This is a genomic window from Sulfurimonas sp. (assembly GCF_041583195.1).
Lineage (GTDB): Bacteria > Campylobacterota > Campylobacteria > Campylobacterales > Sulfurimonadaceae > Sulfurimonas.
Genome location: NZ_JBFHGL010000002.1, coordinates 1 through 20,968, shown reverse-complemented (window position 1 = coordinate 20,968; position 20,968 = coordinate 1). Strand labels below are relative to the sequence as shown.

The 20,968-nt window shown below is 32.2% G+C and carries 19 protein-coding genes and 1 pseudogene; 13 read left to right on the top strand and 7 right to left on the bottom strand.

Annotated features, from left to right (window positions below; genetic code table 11):
• Positions 1 to 16: 16 nt before the first annotated feature.
• Positions 17 to 1,078, bottom strand: a complete 1,062-nt coding sequence (locus ABZA65_RS01870) for a quinone-dependent dihydroorotate dehydrogenase (RefSeq protein WP_373070002.1) — start codon at positions 1,076 to 1,078, stop codon at positions 17 to 19.
• 116 nt (positions 1,079 to 1,194) lie between these two features.
• Between ABZA65_RS01870 and ABZA65_RS01865 the strand changes: the two genes are divergently transcribed.
• Entirely contained in the window at positions 1,195 to 1,752 is a 558-nt protein-coding gene (locus tag ABZA65_RS01865) for a DJ-1 family glyoxalase III (protein WP_373070000.1), read from the top strand.
• Positions 1,753 to 1,770: 18 nt separating this feature from the next.
• On the opposite strand, the gene ABZA65_RS01860 is transcribed toward ABZA65_RS01865, so the two are convergent.
• Both ABZA65_RS01860 and ABZA65_RS01855 read right to left on the bottom strand, forming a co-directional pair.
• Complete coding sequence (locus tag ABZA65_RS01860; RefSeq protein ID WP_373069998.1) at positions 1,771 to 2,451, bottom strand: response regulator; 681 nt, start codon at positions 2,449 to 2,451, stop codon at positions 1,771 to 1,773.
• Between the two features lie 3 nt (positions 2,452 to 2,454).
• Positions 2,455 to 4,275, bottom strand: coding sequence for a 7TM diverse intracellular signaling domain-containing protein (locus ABZA65_RS01855; protein ID WP_373069996.1), 1,821 nt, complete (start codon positions 4,273 to 4,275; stop codon positions 2,455 to 2,457).
• Positions 4,276 to 4,369: 94 nt separating this feature from the next.
• Here ABZA65_RS01855 and ABZA65_RS01850 point away from each other — a divergent pair, with 94 nt between their 5' ends.
• Positions 4,370 to 5,224, top strand: a complete 855-nt coding sequence (locus tag ABZA65_RS01850; protein ID WP_373069994.1) for a hypothetical protein — start codon at positions 4,370 to 4,372, stop codon at positions 5,222 to 5,224.
• 15 nt (positions 5,225 to 5,239) lie between these two features.
• On the opposite strand, the gene ABZA65_RS01845 is transcribed toward ABZA65_RS01850, so the two are convergent.
• The 4 genes from ABZA65_RS01845 to murJ are packed head-to-tail and all read right to left on the bottom strand — an operon-like array spanning position 5,240 to position 9,759.
• The gene (locus tag ABZA65_RS01845; RefSeq protein WP_373069992.1) at positions 5,240 to 6,151 is read right to left on the bottom strand and encodes a class I SAM-dependent methyltransferase; all 912 of its coding nucleotides are present in this window, start codon (positions 6,149 to 6,151) and stop codon (positions 5,240 to 5,242) included.
• Positions 6,152 to 6,952: a DUF4405 domain-containing protein gene (locus tag ABZA65_RS01840; protein ID WP_373069990.1), complete on the bottom strand. Its 801-nt coding sequence runs from the start codon at positions 6,950 to 6,952 to the stop codon at positions 6,152 to 6,154.
• Between the two features lie 13 nt (positions 6,953 to 6,965).
• Positions 6,966 to 8,366, bottom strand: a complete 1,401-nt coding sequence (gene cysS / locus ABZA65_RS01835; RefSeq protein ID WP_373069988.1) for a cysteine--tRNA ligase — start codon at positions 8,364 to 8,366, stop codon at positions 6,966 to 6,968.
• Positions 8,353 to 9,759, bottom strand: a complete 1,407-nt coding sequence (murJ, locus tag ABZA65_RS01830) for a murein biosynthesis integral membrane protein MurJ (protein WP_373069986.1) — start codon at positions 9,757 to 9,759, stop codon at positions 8,353 to 8,355. The genes cysS and murJ overlap by 14 nt, the downstream gene beginning before the upstream one ends.
• 122 nt (positions 9,760 to 9,881) lie before the next feature.
• Here murJ and ABZA65_RS01825 point away from each other — a divergent pair, with 122 nt between their 5' ends.
• The 11 genes and pseudogenes from ABZA65_RS01825 to ABZA65_RS01775 form a co-directional block, all read left to right on the top strand.
• The gene (locus ABZA65_RS01825) at positions 9,882 to 11,792 is read left to right on the top strand and encodes a flagellar assembly protein A (protein ID WP_373069984.1); all 1,911 of its coding nucleotides are present in this window, start codon (positions 9,882 to 9,884) and stop codon (positions 11,790 to 11,792) included.
• Between the two features lie 21 nt (positions 11,793 to 11,813).
• Complete coding sequence (gene ruvA, locus ABZA65_RS01820; protein WP_373069982.1) at positions 11,814 to 12,383, top strand: Holliday junction branch migration protein RuvA; 570 nt, start codon at positions 11,814 to 11,816, stop codon at positions 12,381 to 12,383.
• 50 nt (positions 12,384 to 12,433) lie between these two features.
• A complete protein-coding gene (locus ABZA65_RS01815; protein ID WP_373069980.1) occupies positions 12,434 to 12,778 on the top strand; it encodes an arsenate reductase family protein in 345 nt (114 codons plus the stop codon).
• Between the two features lie 9 nt (positions 12,779 to 12,787).
• Positions 12,788 to 13,825, top strand: a complete 1,038-nt coding sequence (locus ABZA65_RS01810; RefSeq protein WP_373069978.1) for a D-alanine--D-alanine ligase — start codon at positions 12,788 to 12,790, stop codon at positions 13,823 to 13,825.
• A complete protein-coding gene (locus tag ABZA65_RS01805; protein WP_373069976.1) occupies positions 13,825 to 14,562 on the top strand; it encodes an alpha/beta fold hydrolase in 738 nt (245 codons plus the stop codon). The genes ABZA65_RS01810 and ABZA65_RS01805 overlap by 1 nt, the downstream gene beginning before the upstream one ends.
• Positions 14,563 to 15,999, top strand: a complete 1,437-nt coding sequence (locus tag ABZA65_RS01800) for a Mur ligase family protein (protein ID WP_373069974.1) — start codon at positions 14,563 to 14,565, stop codon at positions 15,997 to 15,999. It abuts the gene before it with no gap.
• A gap of 7 nt (positions 16,000 to 16,006) precedes the next feature.
• Positions 16,007 to 16,486: a TRAP transporter small permease subunit gene (locus tag ABZA65_RS01795; protein ID WP_373069972.1), complete on the top strand. Its 480-nt coding sequence runs from the start codon at positions 16,007 to 16,009 to the stop codon at positions 16,484 to 16,486.
• Positions 16,483 to 17,766: a TRAP transporter large permease subunit gene (locus ABZA65_RS01790; protein ID WP_373070634.1), complete on the top strand. Its 1,284-nt coding sequence runs from the start codon at positions 16,483 to 16,485 to the stop codon at positions 17,764 to 17,766. The genes ABZA65_RS01795 and ABZA65_RS01790 overlap by 4 nt, the downstream gene beginning before the upstream one ends.
• Positions 17,767 to 17,793: 27 nt before the next feature.
• Positions 17,794 to 18,285 carry an HIT domain-containing protein gene (locus ABZA65_RS01785; RefSeq protein WP_373069970.1) on the top strand — a complete coding sequence of 164 codons (492 nt, stop codon included), beginning with the start codon at positions 17,794 to 17,796 and terminating at the stop codon, positions 18,283 to 18,285.
• A 133-nt stretch (positions 18,286 to 18,418) separates the two neighbouring features.
• Complete coding sequence (locus ABZA65_RS01780) at positions 18,419 to 20,542, top strand: methyl-accepting chemotaxis protein (RefSeq protein WP_373069968.1); 2,124 nt, start codon at positions 18,419 to 18,421, stop codon at positions 20,540 to 20,542.
• A gap of 285 nt (positions 20,543 to 20,827) precedes the next feature.
• A pseudogene (locus ABZA65_RS01775) lies at positions 20,828 to 20,968 on the top strand (ammonium transporter); the annotation flags it as partial.

The window sequence follows — 20,968 nt, the reverse complement described above, 5'->3', positions numbered from 1 at the left end:
GCTAAAATAAATTTCATTATTTTCTATCCGCTCCGATAGCTTCTGTAATGTTGCTAAAACCATCAGCTTTGATCAGCTCAATAAGTTCTTTGTTTATGTTCATGATCATGTCTGGTCCGTGAAATATAAGTCCGCTTAGGATCTGAACAAGACTAGCTCCTGCACGAATACGTCTATAAGCCTCTTTTGCAGAGTCTATTCCACCGACAGAGATCAGTGTAGTTTTTCCGTAAAGTTCTTTTGCAATAGCTTCAAAGATCTCAAAACTTTTCTCTTTTAAAACTGCACCGCTTAACCCACCTACATCTGCAGGATTTGGAACTAAAGAATAATCAATTGTTGTATTTGTAGCGATGATACCATCAGCCCCTTTTTCAACTGCCATCTTAGTTAGTGCTACTGCATCTTCTTTTGTCATATCAGGTGCTATTTTTAAAAGAATAGGTTTGTCAGTTATTTTTTTAGCTTCTTCAAAAAGTCTTGCAATGAACTCTTCGTTTTGAAGATCTCTTAAGCCTGGAGTGTTCGGTGAAGAGATATTGATTACAAGGTAGTCACCAAGTGTATGTAGAGTTTGTATAAGTTTTGTATAGTCATTTATAGCTTCCACTTCAGGTGTAACTTTATTTTTACCTATATTTACACCGATAGGCGTTGAGAAAGGATAACGCTCTTTTAATCTTTTTTGTACCTTTAGTAGTCCTTCATTGTTAAAGCCCATAGCATTTTGGATAGACTCCTCTTCTGGATGGCGCCACATTCTAGGTTTTGGATTACCCGATTGTGGTATTGGTGTAACAGTTCCAATCTCTGTAAAACCAAACCCTAGTATCTGCATACCTCGGATCATAGTTGCATTTTTATCAAAACCTGCACCAAGTCCTACAGGATTGTAAAAAGTACGTCCAAAAAGCTCTTGTTTTAAAACATCATCAGTAATAAAGTGAGATTCTAAAAAGCTGTTAAATGGAAGTTGGCAAAAATTTGGAAGTCTAAGTACAAACTCTGCTATATGGTGAGCATTCTCAGGTTGAAACTTGAAAAGGTAAGGTTTGATAGAATTGTATGGTATCGTCATTATCTAGTCTCTTATTTTAAATTGTGTTATTATACAAAGATAAAGTAAAGACTAGATAATGATTAAGTTTTATATTGGTATAGTTATCTATATAAAACAAATTTAAGGAGATTGATATGGCTGATGTATTAGTTCCACTTGCAAAAGGTTTTGAAGAGATTGAAGCAGTAACAATTATAGATGTTTTAAGACGTGGTGGAGTAGATGTAACTGTGGCATCTATAGGTGATCATGCCCACGTAGAAGGTGCAAACGGTATTGTTCTAGTAAGTGATTCAGATATGAAAAACGTTGATTCTGATGTATTTGACATGGTTGTACTTCCAGGTGGTTGGGGCGGTACACATGCACTTGCAGATGATGAACATGTACAGAAAATTCTAAAAGAGATGGATGCTAAAGGTAAACTAATCGGTGCTATTTGTGCAGCTCCATTTGCATTAAATAAAGCCGGAGTTTTAAAACCTAACTTTACTTGTTATCCATCAGTAGAAGAGCAGATCGATCTAGACGGTTATCAGGGTGATAAAGCAAAAGTAGTAGAAGAGGGTAATGTTATTACTTCTCGCGGACCAGGAACTGCTATGTGTTTTGCACTAGAAATTGTTAAAAAATTAGAGGGTGAAGAAGCTTACAACCAAGTAAAATCTGGACTTTTAGCTGATTTTTGTTAGAGTAAAATAGCCTCTTGGCTATTTTAGTTTTATACCGTAACTGAACTCATTTTCTATAAATTTATGTTCTAATTTACATCTTAATCTGTATATTAAAGTCCTTATCGCCGAGGACGATACAGGTTCTGAATCATATATTTCATTTTCTATAGTTTCATAACTAACTTTATTATCCTTTGAAAGCAGAAGAAGTTTTAAAAGCTGCAACTCTTTTTTCGTAAGCTTAATAGGTAACTGTTTATATGTAAGCTGATCTTTGTTCTTATCGAAATAGTATCCATCACCAATTTCAGTTAAAGAAGTTCTTGGATCTATTTTTATACTTTTTTTGCTTAGTTTATATGATGCAAGTTTTAAAAGTGCACTGAGCTCTGCTTCGTCATAAGGTTTTACAAGGTAGCCTAAAGGATCGGTCTCTATGGCTCTAGAGATATTTGTATCATCTTTATAAGCCGTAACATATATAACGGCAGCTTCTGAACTTATACTTTTATACAGATCTATACCGTCGATCTCTTCATTTAGATTAATATCCATCATTATTAAGTTTATAGATGGAAATTTATTTAAAAAACTTTTTGTCATTTTTGAGTTGGTTGCATAATCTATTACGTTATACCCAAGTGACATCACGGTGTTTGATAACTCCATCGCTACTAAGCTTTCATCGTCAACAACTAAAATATTTAAATCACCCATTTTTTAATCTTCCCATTTTATTATTACTTCCGTACCGTTGTCGGAGTTTATATTCATTGTCCCAAAAAGTTGTTTTTCTGCAAGTGTTTTTACAATAGTCAGTCCAAGGGAATCTTTTTGTTCATACTTGAAACCGGAGCCGTTATCTGCAACCTTTAAAATAAAGAATGAGTCCTCTTTTGTAAGAGATATAGTGATATGACCCTCTTGTTGATCGTTAAATGCATATTTAAAAGAGTTTGTTAAAAGTTCGTTTAGTATTAGACCGCAGTATATAAGTTTTTGAGAATCAAGATTAGTATTAATATCGTATTGAACACTTATGTTTTTATCAAAATTAAGACGTATATTATGTTCTATGTTATGAAAGTATTCTTGTGTAGATTCACTACTGGCAACTTTGGAAATATTTAGATTCTCATAAAGGTTTGCAATAGAACTGATTCTATTTTGTGTAGTACTTAACTCATATTTTGTATTAATATCTTTTGACTTTGAAATTTGTAGTTTTATTAAAGATAAAGTCATAGCCAAATTATTTTTTACCCTGTGGTTTAGTTCCCTGTAAAGAAGTTCTTTTTCATCAAGAGAATCTTTTAAGTTTTTTGTTTTTTCATCTACTAGCTCTTGAAGTTTTTGTTTTTCATCTTTTTGAATTGCTATTAGCTTCGCATCAAGTATGTTTTTTTCTTCATTTAAGATTTTTATTCTGTGTGCTAAAGCGATTGAAAATAAAAGGGCTTCTAATGTAAAAGCAAATTCGTTCATGTATGTGATATTTGTACTAATATTTATATAGCCGTACGACTCGATAACAGATAGAAGAAGAGATATGATCACGACACTCCATCCAAGTACATAAAACTTAGCTTGTCTTACACCCCTAAATAATGCAATGATACTTACAGATATTAGAGCAAATCCCAGAGGGATGAAAATAAGCATTATGTTTTGATCTAGAACCATATCATCATAACTTAGTATACATAAAAAAGGTATCATGTAGAGATAAGTTTTGAATATTTTATTATGAGTTTTAAATCTACTGGTATCTAAAAATTCTTGTGTAAAAAGTACTATAGGTATAACTAGCATAGAAATATATGTAATCGTTGCTTTTGTCATTACCTCTGATATCTCATTTGATAAAAAGTAAAGTTGTGACACTCCAAGATATATTGACTCAAATAATATAACTGCTATTAGATAGATAGTGTAGTAGAAATAAGCCCTGTCTTTAGTAAACAGTAAAAGCATGGTGTTGTATATAAGCAATATAGATATAGACGCAAAAAACATAAATAGAAAAGTTTTATGTTGGTAATCTTTTTTGAGTGCATCTTTATTGTCATAAAGTTTTACTTTTGCTATAAGAGTTGTTATCTTTGAATATGCACGTATATAGAACTCTCTTTCCTCTTGAGGTTTTAGAGTGATTTTGAAAGTAGGGTATATTGTTTCTCTTGTTATTGGCATATTCCACATACCGTCAAGAGTTGTTTTTTCTCCATCATAAAATCGTATATTCTCAGTCTCAGGATTTTCGTAAACTATTGTCTTTTCAATTACTTTATTTGAAGTGTTTTTCAAACTAAACTTGATCCATAATGCTTTTTCTGGCATAAAACCAAATCCTAGTATAGTTTTTTGATTTTCTTTAAAATTTTTATTTTTTATCACATTTTTATTGGAAGAGAGATCGTTACTTATATATATTTTAGATTTTGACAAGATATCTATATTAGTAGAATATTTGTCTATGTTTACTGCATATAGGTTTGTTGCGACAAGAAGAGAAAATAGTATATAAATGATTTTAAGCATATGAAATTGTATCATTTATTATGTGATAAATACAATGTGACAATTTTTGTGACAACTATAAGTTAAAATTTGTGATATATAAAAGGAGAAATATATGATAAAACAGATAAAAAATGTAGCACTTGTACTTTGTGCTTCTATCCCATTGTTAGCAGCAGATACTGCAATAGATATGCCTTCGTCTCAACCTATAGATGTGTTTAAAATGAAAAAGGGTCAGGTTGGAATAGGTTATATGCAGTTCAATGTTGAACTGTCGTTGGAAGATGAATATTATGAAGACAAGATAGGTGACGTAAATTATGACAACAAAGGGATCATTATTACATTACCTGCAGACAGTAAGACAATAATAGGTGAAATGTTTGAAGAGTCATATACTGTAGGTATAATTGATTCAGAACTTGAAAAAAAACATTTTGTTGATGGTGCGTATACATATGATAACAAGTATGACAAGAGTGGTTTTTATATAGGTTACAGACCATCATTTAGTACTACGTTTTATGAGAGTGATATGTTTAGAGTATCTAATGCAACATCTCTTCACATGATATTGTATACACTAAACGGTGATTTTACTGTTGATGGTACAAAAACAGGTTTTGCATACTCTTACGATGAAACAAGTTTTGGTTTTGGACTAAAACCTACTACGGTAATAAATACTACTTTTTTCCCGATTGACAATCTTGGTATAAGTATATTTGGGGGAGCAAGTACTTTTTTTGCTTTAGATATAAATGATTATGAAAATAAAACAAATCCATCAGATTACGATACTGAAGTAAATGGTTATATGGCTGACATAGCTCCTATATACGGTTTTGATATTATTTTCAAAGGTATAGTGGGAGATGATGATTCTTTTAATCTATCATCAGTTTTTGCTAAAAAAGACAACGATACGTCTACAGAGACAATTGTTAGATACATCTACAATTTCTAAGATTTTAGAGAGGTTTTAAACCTCTCTAACAAATACTAAATTTTTTAAACTTCTACTCTCATCCAAGCTTTTAAACTCTTCTACATTCTCAAGTCTATGTGAAAATTTAAAACTAGGTGCAAGTTCAGTTATTAAGTCTTTTATAAAATTCTCATCCAGATCAGGAGAATTAAGACACGCTAAGAGAGTGCAGTTTTCACTTGCGATCTGAGGTAGTTTTGTAATTATTTTTCTATAATCTTTTGTAGCTTCAAAACTCCCTTTTTGAAAAGTAGGCGGATCTATGATGATCAGATCATACGGTCCTTTTTTCTTTATACGAGAGAATGATTTTAAGATGTTATAAGGCAGAAAACTTACACCTCTTGTCTCTATGTCGTTGAGGTGATGATTAGCACGTCCTGTACTAAGTGCACCTTTGCTCATATCTATATTGCTGACACTCTTAGCCCCGCCCATCTTTGCAGCTATACTAAATGCACACGTGTAAGAGAATAGATTTAGTACAGATTTGTCTTTCGCATTATCCATAACAAACTTGCGTCCGTTTTTCATGTCTGGAAAGTAGCCGCTGTTACGGTTTGAAAGTAGATTTAGCCTAAATTTCATACCGTTTTCTATGGCATAAACAAATTCAGGCAGTTCCCCTATTAAAACTTCACTTGGATGACCTTTTATATAGCGTCTTTGTACAACTAATACTTCATACCCAGAAGCATAAGTAAACTCCTCTAACATCTTTAAAAGTTCAGCTTCATTGTCTTCTTCAAAGTATAGGGCTACATTTAAAATATTATCTATAGAATCAACGGTTAGATGTTTCCAACCTTCATACAGCCCGCCTCGTCCGTGAAAAATTCTCTTAAACTCATTTGTTGTATCTTTTGAGTTTTCTTCTAATACGCTTTTTACTTTATCTATATCCATCTACTTTTTTCTTATCTTCTTATATATCTCTAACGGAGTAGTATCAAGCTCGTCAGCAACCTGTTTTACTCTAGTGTCCTTAGAGGCTTCAATATTTTGTTTTTTAAGGAAGTTTAGAACTTTTTCAAGCTCAATCTTGCCCATTTCATCTAACTCACCTAATGTTCTTCTACCTAAGTTTGTAGGTGTGCCTTCAGGTTTGTCTATATGTTTAGCTCTTGGATTCATGATCGCATAAACACCACTAGGAGTTAAAGAATTTTTTCTGGCAATTGCTAAAATAGTGTCATCATCTTCATAAACTATATTTTTAGCATTTAGTCTCTCTTTTGCTATGTTTAGATCTATATTTTCCTTTTGAGAGATTACGCTTAGCTTACTCTCTTCAGCATGACCGTAAGGTGGTTCACCGTATTCTTTTGCCCAGTAGTTTTTGATACTATCTTCTAAGTCAATTAACGATTTTACAGGTTGAATCATATATAACGTACTTACCACTATAAAAGCGTTTATTCCAAATGAGATCAGAAGTTCTTTTTTAGTAAAAGACACTTTCTTACTTGCATCTTTTATATAACTCATTAATGGCTTCCAGTTATAGTAGATATGTAAAAAACCAAACACAAGCATAGTAAACATCGAAGTAACGTGAAGTTCACCGTATTGAGTTTTACTAAGTCCTAGCAGATGCCAGTCAGACCAGTAAGCCACTTTACCTTGTGGAACTATGTAGAGCATAATTCCAGTATAACTCATGATTAAAAACGAAAAACCAAGACTAAGTGATGTGATTTTTTTCATTGTATAGCTCCGATTAGATTTTTTCCCAAAAAGTACCTTGAGGTGTGTCCATAATATTTACGCCATAAGCCAAGATCTCATCTCTTAACTTGTCTGATGTCTCAAAGTCTTTAGCTTTTTTTGCTTCATCTCTTTGTGCTATCAGATTATCTATTTTATCTTTTGTATCTGCATCTATTCCAAACTGAAAATACTCATACGGGTTTTTAACTCCAAAACCAAGAACTTCTTCAATATATGCAAGGTTAGAGAGTGTGTCTTTTTTTAGCTGTTTATGTTTTCCGGCAGTGTCTAGTGTTTCATTCGCTTGCGCAATCATCTCATCAATCAGTGCAAGAGCTGATGATATATTCAGATCATCACTTAAAGCCTCAAGTAGCTTAGTTTTAAACTCTGTTTGATCATCACTTCCAGCTAAACCAAAAAGACGTTTTTTAAGTCTGTAGATCTTATCAAGTCTTTTTTTAGAGCTACTTAGATCTTCTGTGTTAAAGTTGAAGTTGCTTCTGTAGTGCGTGCTTAAAAGGTAAAAGCGTAAAACCTCTCCGTCATATTCTTTTAGTGCATCTTTAAGAAAAAAGCTGTTACCCAAAGACTTAGACATCTTCTCACCGTCTATATTTACAAAGCCGTTGTGCATCCAATAATTAGCTAGTTTATGATTAGTTGCACATCTAGTTTGTGCTGCTTCGTTTTCGTGATGAGGGAACAACAGATCAGCTCCACCGCCGTGAATATCAACTGCAGCTTGAGCATTTTCATTTGCAAGATGCTTCTCAATCATAGCCGAACACTCTAAGTGCCAACCAGGGCGACCAGCACCAAAAGGGCTCTCAAATGTTATTGAGTCGTCTTTTACACTTTTCCAAAGTGCAAAGTCGGCAGGGTTTTTCTTCTGATCTGAACTCTCAACTCTATTTTGCTTGTCTTCATCATCTTGAACTCTTTTTGAAAGCGTTAGATACTCACTGTCACTTGATGTGTCAAAATATACATCGCCTTCTTTTGTAGCATAAGCGTGACCTTTATCGATAAGCTTTTGAATAAGCTCATACATCGCTTCTAAACTCTCAGTCGCTTTTGGTTCTAAATCAGGTCTTTTAACACCGATCTCTGCCATCTCATTATGAAAAGCCTCTGTATAAAAGTCTGTGATCTCTTTTATATCTTTGTTTTGCTCTTTTGCTTTATTTATGATCTTGTCATCAATATCAGTAATATTTCTCGCATAAGTTACTTCATATCCGTTTGCTTTTAATACACGTGAAAGCAGATCAAACACAAGTGCTGATTTTGCATGACCTAAATGTGCATCATCATAAACAGTCGGACCACATACGTAAAGACTTGCTTTTCCTTCAGTTTGTGGTTTAAACTCCAGTTTTGTTTTTTGTACAGAATCAAATATAAGCACTGATAAAATCCTTGAATATTAAAAGTAAAAAAGTAAATATTACTATACCTATAATAAGGTATAGGGTGTTTTTTGATCGAAGTATATCAAAAAACTCTTTTACACCGTATGCTTTTATGGTTAGTGTAAAACTTGCAAAGCCACTCAGCGTAGATGCAAGAGCCAGTCCACTCACTCCAAGTACAGATATAAAACTAAGTGCAAATACTATATATGTAACAAGAGATACTGTAGCTATTTTGGCAGCCCTCATTTGCATCTCTTTAGAATATAGCCAAAGCAAAAACAGTTTTTGAAGACCAAATGGTAAAAGACCTATCATATACATCTGAAGTACAAGTGTAGTGTTTTGAGTGTCTTCAGCACTGAATGCACCGCGCTCAAATAAAAGCCAAGTGATCTCATGTGCTAGTATATAGCCACATATAGCACTGGCAGTTAATATGGAAACTAAAAACCAAAATGCTTTTTGCATATACTCTCTGGCTTTTTCTTCATCTTTATTTTTTAAATACCTTGCAACTTTTGGAAAAAGGGCTATTGATGTAGCTATTGCAAAAAGAGCAAGCGGGAGTTGGAATATACGATTGGCATAATATAGGTAACTAATAGAGCCAGTTACTAAAAACGAAGCTAGAAAAGTATCTAAAAATGCAGATATTTGTGGAGTTGAATTTCCCCAAATAGCAGGGACAAATTGTTTTTTAAACTTTTTAGTCTCATGCGTGATCTTTTTACTTTTAACTCTTAAATATTTAACTCCACCATATATAAGTGGAAACAGACCAAGCTTTTTTATGGCAAAAATATGTACTAAAAGTTGTAATAGTCCGCCTGTAACCACACCGTAACTTAAATAATATACGATCTCAGCATTGCTTTTATCTTCTGATAAAAATAATGCACCTATGAGAGATAGGTTAAGAAGTGCTGTTGAGAATGCCGTAGTCGCAAAATGGTGTTTGTATTGCAGCATTGTGCTTAAAAAAGTAACAGCAAATATAAGGGGCAAATACCAAAAATTTATAGCTACATATGGAGCAGCTATGTCTATTGTCTGTGTATCAAAACCGACTGCGATAGCTTTTGTAGCTATATTTGGAAGCAAGTTCACTAATAATGTAAGTACGAGTATGATACTTAAAAATACTAAGAAAATATTTACTAAAAATACTCCTTTATGCATAGAACGAACAAAAGCAGGGATAAAAACTTGTGTAAAAGCACCTTCTGCAAATATGCGGCGAAATAGGTTGGGAAGCTTAAAAGCAATAAAAAATATATCGCTGTATACATTTGCTCCAAGAGCAGATGCAGTAAGTAGATCCCTTAAAAATCCTAAAATTCTTGAAAATAAAATTCCAAAACTATTGGTAAAAATTGCTTTAAACATGGTATTATTGTTGCTTCTTATATAAAGTTATTAAAAAAAAGTAATATTTTTACGATATTTTAACAAAGTTATGATTAAAATGAATATTTTAATTTTATAACAATTTAGTGATAGGTGAATATATGGCATTTTTCGGATCTAGCTCCAGCGAAAAAAGTAAACTAAAAAAAATCAGAACTACCGTTGTTAAAACATCTAATGTAGCTAAAGAGATAGTGTCCTTAGCAGAATCAAACGGTGTAGATGCAAATAGTTTAGATTTTAATATTTTAGATATGCAGACATTCACAAAAAAAGACGATGCTAAGGGTGAAGCTGATTGGCAGGAGATCTCAAACGATGAGCTATATGAACTAGATGATGCCAGTGAGTTAATGAATGAAAAGTTCCATATTAAGCAGGTATATGAAATAGAGGTCTTTTCAAAAAATGAAGATGATAATAATTTTAAAGACTTTAAAACAGCAATAGGTGCCAACGCTACAAAAAGTAAAGTATATTTAAGTATAAGAGCAGGTTCTAAACTGAAATATTTTAAAGGTTTCGAACAAGAGTTAATCACACATATAAATAATAAAAAAGTACGTGCAGGCATACTTATAAATATTTTCGATGAAATGATTAAAGGTACAGTTTCAAAACTTTCTTCAAAAGTTAAGGTTGAAGAGACTTTAGAGTATTTCAAAAATGACACTGTATTAGTAGCTGAGAGTATTGAACCTATACCAACTATAGATGATGAAATTGTAATACGCTACGAAGAAGAAAATGAATTAAGTGAACATGATAAAGCAGACTATAAAAAACGCGGGTTTATAAAAAACGTTTTTAAAGATGATGTGCTTATTGAATATATTAAACCAAAAAAAGGAACACCTGGGCGAAACTGCAGGGGTGAATTTATAGAAGCTCCTGAACCGACGGTTAACAATGAGCCTGATTTTAATATAGATGATACTATTGAGAAAAAAGATGAAAAAGAGAGTATAAAATATATTGCTAAAGAGAACGGTTACATCACTTTTGAAGATAATACTTATTCAATAAAAACAGATGTGGATGTAGAGTCGATCAATTTTAAAACGACAGGTTCTATTCAGGCAGGAATTGACTCAGACGTTAGTATGAATGTAAAAGAGACAGATGTTGAGAAAGATGCTGTCGGTGCAGGGATGGAAGTTGAAGTAACAGAGATCGATATTGACGGAAATGTAGGTCCTAACTCTACGGTAAATGCAAAAAAAGCAACTATAGGTGGTCAAACACATAAAACATCAACAGTTAGAGCAGATGAACTTGATATAAATGTTCATAAGGGAAATGCATATGGTAAAAACATACATATATCAAGACTAGAACATGGTACTGTAGATGGAGACATTGTAGAAGTTGCTCAAGCCGTTGGTGGTGATATAAGAGGTAAAGAGGTGCATATAGAGATCTGTGGATCATACGTAAAGGCAACCTCTCATAAACTTATAGAGATCAAAAAACTTCAAGGGAAAGAGAATGTTTTTACGATCGATGCTTTACTTAAAAAAGATACAAAGCAGGGAAAAGACAAACATGATCAGGAAATCAAAGAGTTAGAGATCTCAGTTAGAGATATAAGTAAAGAGATAGAAAAGTATAAAGAAACAATTGAGAAAAATGCAGCTTCATTTAAAGAGCTTAAAAAACGTTTGATACATTATAAAAAGAATGGAATTAAGATGCCAAACTCTTTTGTAGAAAAGTATAAGCAGTTTGTAAAAATAGAAAAACATCTTGAGAGTATTGAAAGTGAATTCAAAATAAAACAAGATAAACTTAGACTTTTAACTACACAAACTGCGTCTTTTCAGGACTCTATTATGGATGCAAGAATAGTAAATCATGATAGATGGACAGATTACAATAAACTTGTATTTAAACTTGTTGATCCGCCTATTGAGATAGTATATGAACCAAAAGAGGGTTCAGAAGATAAAATATTTGGAATTGTACAAGATGATGATGGTGAGTATAAAATTCAATCGTTTAAAGAGATGTAATTAATTAAAGAAAAGTAGAGAATGATAGTAGGATTAAGTGGAAATATAGAGTATAAGGAACCGAGTTTTGTTCATGTAGATGTGAAGGGAGTAGTTTATGAAGTATTTATCTCTCTTCAGAGTTTTTCAGCACTAAGTAGTGATAATGTCAAGTTGTTTACTACACATATAGTTCGTGAAGATGCACAACTGCTCTATGGTTTTATAGATAAAAGTGAGAAAAAACTTTTTGAAAGACTTATAAAAATAAACGGTGTTGGACCAAAGGTAGCTATGGCAATTTGTTCTACATACACACCTTCTCAGTTTGCAACTGTTATAAATAATAAAGATTTAAATGGTGTAAAAAAAGTACCAGGAATTGGACCAAAGAGTGCAGGGCGTATACTGGTAGAATTAGCCGGTTTTGATGAAGAACTACTTAATAATACTTCACAAACTCAGCAAAGTGCATCATATTCACAAGCAACAGAAGCACTTGAAGCACTTGGATTTAAAAAAGATAAAATTTCAAAAGCACTTAGCTCTTGCAGTGGTGATGATACCGCTTCTCTTGTCAAAGAAGCATTAAAGTTATTACAAACGCTTTAGCTCTAAACTAAAAATGATATAATTAGCTTTTTAAAATTTTGGAGAGATGGATGATAAAAGTATATGGTATAACTACGTGCGGCAGTGTTAGAAATGCAAGAAAATTTTTTAAAGACAACGGTATTGAAGTAGAATTTATAGATTTTAGAAAAACTGCAGTCGGATGCGATAAAGTTGATGAGTGGCTAAAGCATGTAGAGATAGATAAGCTTTTTAATTCAAAAGGGACTAAATACAGAAATCTTAAGTTAAAAGAATTAAATTTAGATGCAGATGGAAAACGTGAATGGCTTTGTAAAGAGAATATGCTTTTTAAAAGACCTGTAGTAGAGTATAACAACACAGCTTTAGTTGGTTGGAATGAAGATGAATATAAAGAGATTTTTACTAAATAAGGAAAGTATTTGAAATTAACAATTTTATTTGGCGGTGCAAGTTTTGAGCATGAAATTAGTATCGTTTCTGCAATATCATTAAAAGAAAAACTAAGCGGTTTTGATCTGAACTTTATATTTTGTGACCAAGATCACACTTTTTACGCAATTGATCAAAAAGATATGAAAGCTAAAACTTTTTCAAGTGCAAGTCATAAAAAAATGCCGATAGTTAACCTAACTAATGGTGGTTTTACACAAAAGAAACTGATTGGTTCAAAAGAACATACCGGAATTGTTTTAAACCTAATTCACGGAGCAGACGGTGAAGATGGAACTATTGCCGCATTACTTGATTTTTATTCTATTAAGTATATAGGTCCTAGAATTAATGCGAGTGTGTTTTCTTACGATAAAAGATATACAAAGTATCTATGTGATTCAATAGGCGTAAAAAGTGTTAAGTATGAAGTTTTAAATTCAAGTGAGCAAAAAGATATAACAATTCCATATCCAATCATTATCAAACCTGCTTCTCTTGGAAGTTCTATTGGTGTCAGCATTGTAAATGAAGAGAGTGAACTTGATTATGCGCTAGATACTGCATATGAATTTGATAAAAACTTGATTATTGAGCCGTTTATTGAGAATGTAAAAGAGTATAATCTTGCCGGTTATATGGCAGATGGAGAGATTCAGTTTTCTATAGTTGAAGAGCCTCAAAAAAACAAATTTTTAGATTTTGAAAAAAAATATATGGATTTTTCACGCTCGTCACAAGTATTAAAAGCAGACATTTCAAGTGATCTGGAAAATAAACTAAAACAGAGTTTTACGAAAATCTATACAGGTATGTTTGAAGGTGCCCTAATAAGATGTGACTTTTTTGTTGTTAATGACGAAGTGTATTTAAATGAGATCAATCCAATCCCTGGAAGTATGGCAAACTATCTTTTTGAAGATTTTAAAACTGCTATAGAAAAACTTTCTAACTCTCTTCCGCATTCAAAAAGAGCAAAAGTAAACTACGAGTATATACATTCAATAAATAGTGCAAAAGGGAAATAATGGCAATTAAGTCTATACAATATAAACAGCATACTGTAGATATTAGCTATGAGATTGTCAATCCTGAAGCAAAAGTAGATATTATTATTCTTCACGGCTGGGGGAGTAACAAGGCTTTAATGAAAAAGTCTTTTGGTAGTTATATGGACAGATTCCGCCACATTTATATAGATATGCCCGGTTTTGGAGGAAGTACATGTAATTTAGTTCTTCAAACATCAGATTATGCCCGTATAATTGAGCTTTTAATGATCCATCTAAATGCACAAAAAGATATTATAGTTGGTCACTCTTTTGGCGGTAAAGTAGCTACTATTTTAAATCCATCTGTATTAGTTCTTCTCTCAAGTGCAGGAATTATTTGGCCAAAATCATTAAAAGTAAAAACAAAAATATATCTGTTTAAAATGTTCAAAAACTTAGGCTTATCAAAACTTCGTCAACACTTTGTTGCAGAAGATGCAAAAGAGTTAAGCGAACCTATGTATGAGACTTTTAAAAATGTTGTTAATGAAGATTTCACATACGAGTTTGAAAATTATGAAGGTAAGGCACTTCTTTGTTGGGGAGAAAACGACAATGCCACACCTTTAAAGTCTGCTAAAAAGATTGATCAACTGATCAAAGATAGTGAACTAGAAGTATATAGTGGTGAGCATTATTTCTTTATGGATCATGCACAAGATATATCTAAAAAGATAGAAGATACATTTTTAAAAACGTTGGAGCATAAGTAGATGCAAGAATATGAGGTTTTAGCTTTATTTGTAACAAATGTACTATTTGTTACAACTCTTGGTTGGTATCTGATCACAAACCTGCAGTGGTATAACTATAAAATATCTCGTGTGGTTCTTAAACACCATAAGCCGCAGTGGCATATATTTTACTTCATAATCCCTTTTATTGCGTATTATACTACCGGTCTGTTCTTTCTTATATTCTTTTATTTTGCAGTACTGCCAAGCATATTTGTATGGCATAAAAAACTAGACAAAAAACTTGTTCTTACTTGGCGTGTAAAGCGTTTTTTGATACTTTTAATCTTTTTAACACTGTTTCAAAACATAATTTGTACTCTAAAAGATGCTTGTGAAGTTTATGGTGTTTTTATGCCGTTGGCTATTGCATATATTGGTAGTTATGCAATAGAGAAGTATCTGTTTTTAGCTTTTAAAAAACAAGCCAAAGCAAAACTTGATTCTATGAGTAACTTACAGATCATAGCTGTAACAGGTAGTTATGGTAAAACAAGTATGAAAAACTTTATGACTCAGATACTATCTAAAAAGTACAAGGTTTATTCAACTCCAAGAAGCATAAATACACTTGGTGGAATAATCGGTGATGTTAATAACTCACTTCCGGAAGATACTGAGATATACATATGTGAAGCAGGGGCACGTGAGCGCGGTGATATATATGAGATCACAACATTTTTAAATCCACAGACTGTTGTTGTAGGAAAAGTAGGACTCGCTCATATTGAGTATTTTAAAACTCTAGAAAATATCGTACGTACAAAACTGGAAATAATTCAGTCTTCAAGATTGAAAAAAGCATTTGTATATAAAAATGTAACAAACGAAACACACGAAAAAGTGGAGTTTTTTGGAGACAGTATTCAAAACATAGATGCTACACTTGAGGGTATAGATTTTGAGTATAAAGGTGAAAAGTTTCATACAGACGTACTAGGAGCATTTCAAGTAATTAATATTGAAGCTGCTATGAAAGTTGCTAATGAGTTTGGTATGGATGATCAAGAGATTAAAAAAGCTATATCTGATCTTAAGCCGATCAATCATAGATTGGAGCGTATAGATGCTGGCGGTAAAATAATATTAGATGATGGTTATAACGGAAACATTGATGGTATGCTTGAATCAATCAGACTGTGTTCACTTCACCAAGGTGGAAATAAAGTTATTGTTACACCTGGATTAATTGAAAGTAGTGAAGAGTTAAATCTTCAATTATGCAACGCAATTAACAATGTATTTGACATCGTTATAGTGACTGGAAAACTAAACTCTGTACTGTTTGATAAAAACATTCATGTTAGACAAAAGACGATTTTACACGATAAATCAAAACTAACTGATATTTTGGCTTCCCAAACAAAAAGTGGGGATATTATTCTTTTTGCAAACGATGCACCGAGTTTTATATAGGTTTTAAATGCAGTTAATTGATAAAACAACAAAATATTTAGGTTATTTTACAGCTTTGGTATTAGTTGTTTTAGTTTTACTTGTTGTTTATGATGCAACTATAAGATACTTTTTTTCATCAGGTTCTATTGCTCTGCAAGAATTAGAATGGCATCTTTTTGATGTTATTATCCTCTTTGGAATTGCATACACGTTAAAACATAGTTCACATGTAAGGGTAGATGTTTTTTACACCTCTTTTTCTGAAAAAACAAAAAGAGTGATAAATATCATATCATCTCTTTTTTTTATAATTCCGTTTTCCATTTTAATAATATATATTAGTATAGATTTTGTTTTACTATCTTACGAACAAAACGAAGTTTCATCAAATCCAGGTGGATTGGAATATAGATTTTTGGTTAAATCACTTCTTCCACTATCGTTTGTATTCTTGATATTGCAGGCTATATCACACTTAAGCTTAGATTGGAAGTCAAAATCATGATCTCCATATTTATGTTCTTGGCAGCTTTACTATTTTTACTTATCGGTATACCTGTAGCTTTTGTTTTTGGAACGGTAGCTATTTTATTTGCTTTTTTTGTACCTGATTTAGGACTTGAAGTCTTTTCTGTTTTACCATTTAGAATTTTTGGAATAATGTCCAATACAACACTTATGGCAGTTCCACTTTTTATAGCTATGGGGTTAGTTCTTGAGAGATCAAAAATGGCAGAAAATCTTTTGATCTCTATGAGCGCACTCTTTAAAAATGTACGTGGCGGTTTAGCTATAAGTGTAGTAATAGTAGGAGCTATGCTTGCCGCTTCAACAGGAATAGCATCAGCTAGTGTTGTTATGATGAGTGTAATAGCACTTCCTTTAATGATAAAAGCAGGTTATGACAAATCACTTGCTTCTGGGACTATTGCATCATCTGGTACATTAGGTCTAATTATTCCTCCATCGATCATATTAATAATTCTTGGTGACGTTATAAATGTAAGTGTAGGTGAATTATTTATGGGAGCCTTACTTCCCGGACTTCTATTAGTTGGAATCTATATAGTTTATATTTTAATATATTCATACTTTAAACCAGAAGTAGCGCCTGTTTATCAAGATGTGCAAGATGTAAGTATAAAAGAGATACTTTTAGCAATATTACCACCATTATTTTTGATGCTTGCTGTTCTTGGAAGTATATTTACAGGTGTTGCATCTCCTACTGAGTCAGCTGCATTTGGAGTACTTGGTGCAGTAGTACTTGCAAAATTAAACAAATCACTTGATTTTGATATGCTTAAATATGCTTCACTGGAAACTGTAAAACTAAGCGGTATGATCTTTATGATCCTAATAGGTGCTACAGCTTTTTCACTTGTGTTTAACGAACTTGGCGGTACAGATATGGTTTTAGAGTTTTTCACACAAGATATATCTGACGTGTGGGCGTTCATAGCAATAGCAATGATAAGCATATTTATACTTGGTTTTTTTATAGACTTTATAGAGATAAGTTTTATAGTGGTTCCTATTCTAGTTCCTGTTATGGAAGCCTTTGGAATAGACCCTATATGGTTTGCCGTATTGATCGCACTAAATTTACAAACCTCTTTTTTAACACCTCCTTTTGGACTTTCACTCTTTTTCTTAAAAGGTGCGGCAGGGGATATGATAAAAACTATGCAGATATATAAAGGGATCATACCTTTTATACTTTTACAATTACTTGCGTTAGGTTTGGTTATAATATTTCCGGATTTAGTCTTCGCATTCATTTAATTAGTCCCGTAAAAGGAGAAAACAACTGTGGAAGATATTTTATATGCACCTTGGCGTGAAGAATACGTTACAACTAAAGATATAGAAGGTTGTGTTTTTTGTCATATAAGCTCACATGAAAAAGATGATGAAGAACTTCATGTACTCCATCGTGACGAATTTTGTTTTATAGTTATGAACCGTTATCCATATACACCTGGTCACTTTATGATCATACCACATATGCATACAGATACATTAGAAGATTTGCCTGAGGAGACTTGGCTTCATATGAGTTCATTATCACAAAAGTGTGTTAGACTTCTTAAAGAAGGTTTTGGTGCACAAGGTGTAAATATTGGTATGAATTTAGGTCGTGCAGGTGGAGCTGGAATAGCTGAACACGTTCATATGCACTTGGTTCCAAGATGGGAACGTGATACAAATTTCATTACAGCCATTGGTCAAAATAGGGTATATTCTAGTGATTTTGACAAGATCTATAAAAAAATAAAAAACTTGATACCTAATTATATATAGTGACTGATTCATGACTGTATGTTTGTTATACTACAAAACGTTGATGTTCCTTTTACATAAACTATACAATTAAAAAGTATTTATGCTAAATACTGTTACAGTTCAGAATTATAATTAGGAGGGGAAATTATAAATGTTTGCAAACTTATCAATAAGTAAAAAAATACATATACCGTTAATACTATCAATAATAATAGGTTTTGTAATTATTATTATAAACTACTTCATTTCAATAGCAGAGATGAAAAAAGATGTGTATGAAAGTCAAAATAAATCATTAAAAATGGTTTATCAAGAGTTGATTGATGGTAAAAATAATATCGGATTAACAAATGCGATAAATATATCTAAAAACTATAATGTTATTCGCGCATTAAAAGAAAATGACAGGCAAATAGCTATAGACGGTATTAGTTCTTTATCTAAAGAGTTCAAAGACTATACAAACTATAAAAATATAAAAGTACATATTCATGATAAAAACGTGCATAGTTTTTTGAGAGCTTGGAATACGAAAAAGTTCGGTGATGATTTAAGCGGCTTTAGAAATACTGTACTTCAAGTTCAAAAAACAAAAAAACCGTTAGTTGATATTGAACTAGGGCGTGCAGGATTGGTTCTTCGCGGTCTCTCACCTGTTATAGATAACGGTGAATACTTAGGATCAGTAGAGTTTATGCAGGGATTAAATTCTATAGTAAAATCCGCTAGAAAAAACAACGGTTACGAGATAGCTATATTGATGAAAAATGATTTTTTATCAACTGCTACTGCACTTGCTAATGCACCTAAAACTGCTAATTATACTTTAGCAATCAAAGAGAGTGTTATAGATAAAGAGTTTTTTAACGACCTTAAAAATGTCGATGTATCAAACGTAAAAGAACATCAGCTTACAGATGAATTTTTCGTAGTATCGGTACCTATAAAAGATTTTTCTAAAAAATTAGTAGGCTATGCCGTAATAGGTGAGAAAATATCAAAAGTTGAACATGTTATTCAAAAAAGTGAAGAGTCTTTACTTAGACAGGTATATATCATGTTAGTTGTTGATTTGATTATCTTGGCATTCTTGATTTTTATTATACAAAAAGGTGTATCTAGACCACTGAAAGATTTAGAATCTATGGCTACTGAATTATCACAAGGTGAAGCAGATCTATCAAGCAGATTACCTGTAAAATCTAAAGACGAGATAGGTAAGGCAAGTGAGAGTTTTAATACATTTTTAGATAAGGTTGAATCAATTGCCGAAGAAGCAGAATCTCAAGCTAAAAATGCCAAAGAGTCTAAAAAAGAGATAGAAAAAAACTTAGAGAAAAACCGTTTAAATATTGCATTGTCAGAAAGCATGATTGGCGGTTCTATAAATAATGCAAACAATCTTAGAGTATCTATGGAAGACAACATAAAAAGCGTTAACGATGTAAACAAGTTAAACGAGGCAAACGCTGAAGTAATTGAAAAAGTAACAGAGTCTACAAACGATATAATTGAAGCTATATTGAATATTACACAGATGACAAATGAATCACGCCAGTCATCTGAACATCTAAACACGAATGTTGAAGAGATCTTTAGTGTTATTTCACTTATTAAAGATATTTCAGATCAAACAAATCTACTGGCATTAAATGCAGCTATTGAAGCAGCTCGTGCAGGTGAACACGGACGTGGTTTTGCTGTTGTTGCAGATGAAGTTAGAAAACTAGCTGAACGTACGCAAAAAGCTACAAGTGAAGTTGAAGCTAATATAAGTGTGTTAAAGCAAAACTCAATGAATATGAGTGAAAACAGTGAAACAATAGAAAGATATACTCAAGAATCACATGCAAAACTGGATACGTTTAAGGAGACTCTAAACGAGATGGTAGCAAACGCAGAAGAGATCAAAAAAGATAACTCTGCTATCGGACACGAATTTTTTGCAAATATAGCTAAGTTAGATCATATGATATTTAAAAATAATGCTTATTCGGCTGCTTTTGAAAATAAAATTAATGCATCTTTGAGTGACCATACGTCATGTAGATTCGGTAAATGGTATCTAGATGAAGGTAAAAAGGAATTCGGTTCTCATCCATCGTTTGTAAATATAGAAAAGCCTCATAAATCCGTACATGACAGTATATTAAAAGCTATGAATAATTTTAAAGGTTCGGAAAATTTAAACACTGATGAAATAATTGCACTATTTAAAATGGCAGAAAATTCTTCAAAAGAGCTGTTTATGCTTTTAGATGATATGGTTAAATAACCATATCATTATTTATCTTCTTTTTTTCTAGTTAGAACAAACAAAAAAAGCCCCACCACTCCCAATAATACAAACGTACGAATTACTAGTGTTAATATGTCAGTTTCAGGCAATACATATTCCTTTTATAAAATTTTTATAATTATAACCAGTTTCTATATTTAATAAATAAAGCAAAAATTATCATAAAAATGTAACTGTATAAAAAATAATCAACTAGTTGTATAGTTTTTTGTTTAATAGTTGCTATAATACTTCCATACTTACTTAAACAAAGGATTCAATATGAAGAAGTGGTTAAAGATAGCATTGATGCTATTACCGACATTAGCATTGGCAGAGGATGCGCCAACATTAGATACAGGTGACACAGCGTGGATGATGATGTCAGCAGCATTAGTGCTATTAATGACACCGGCAGGTCTT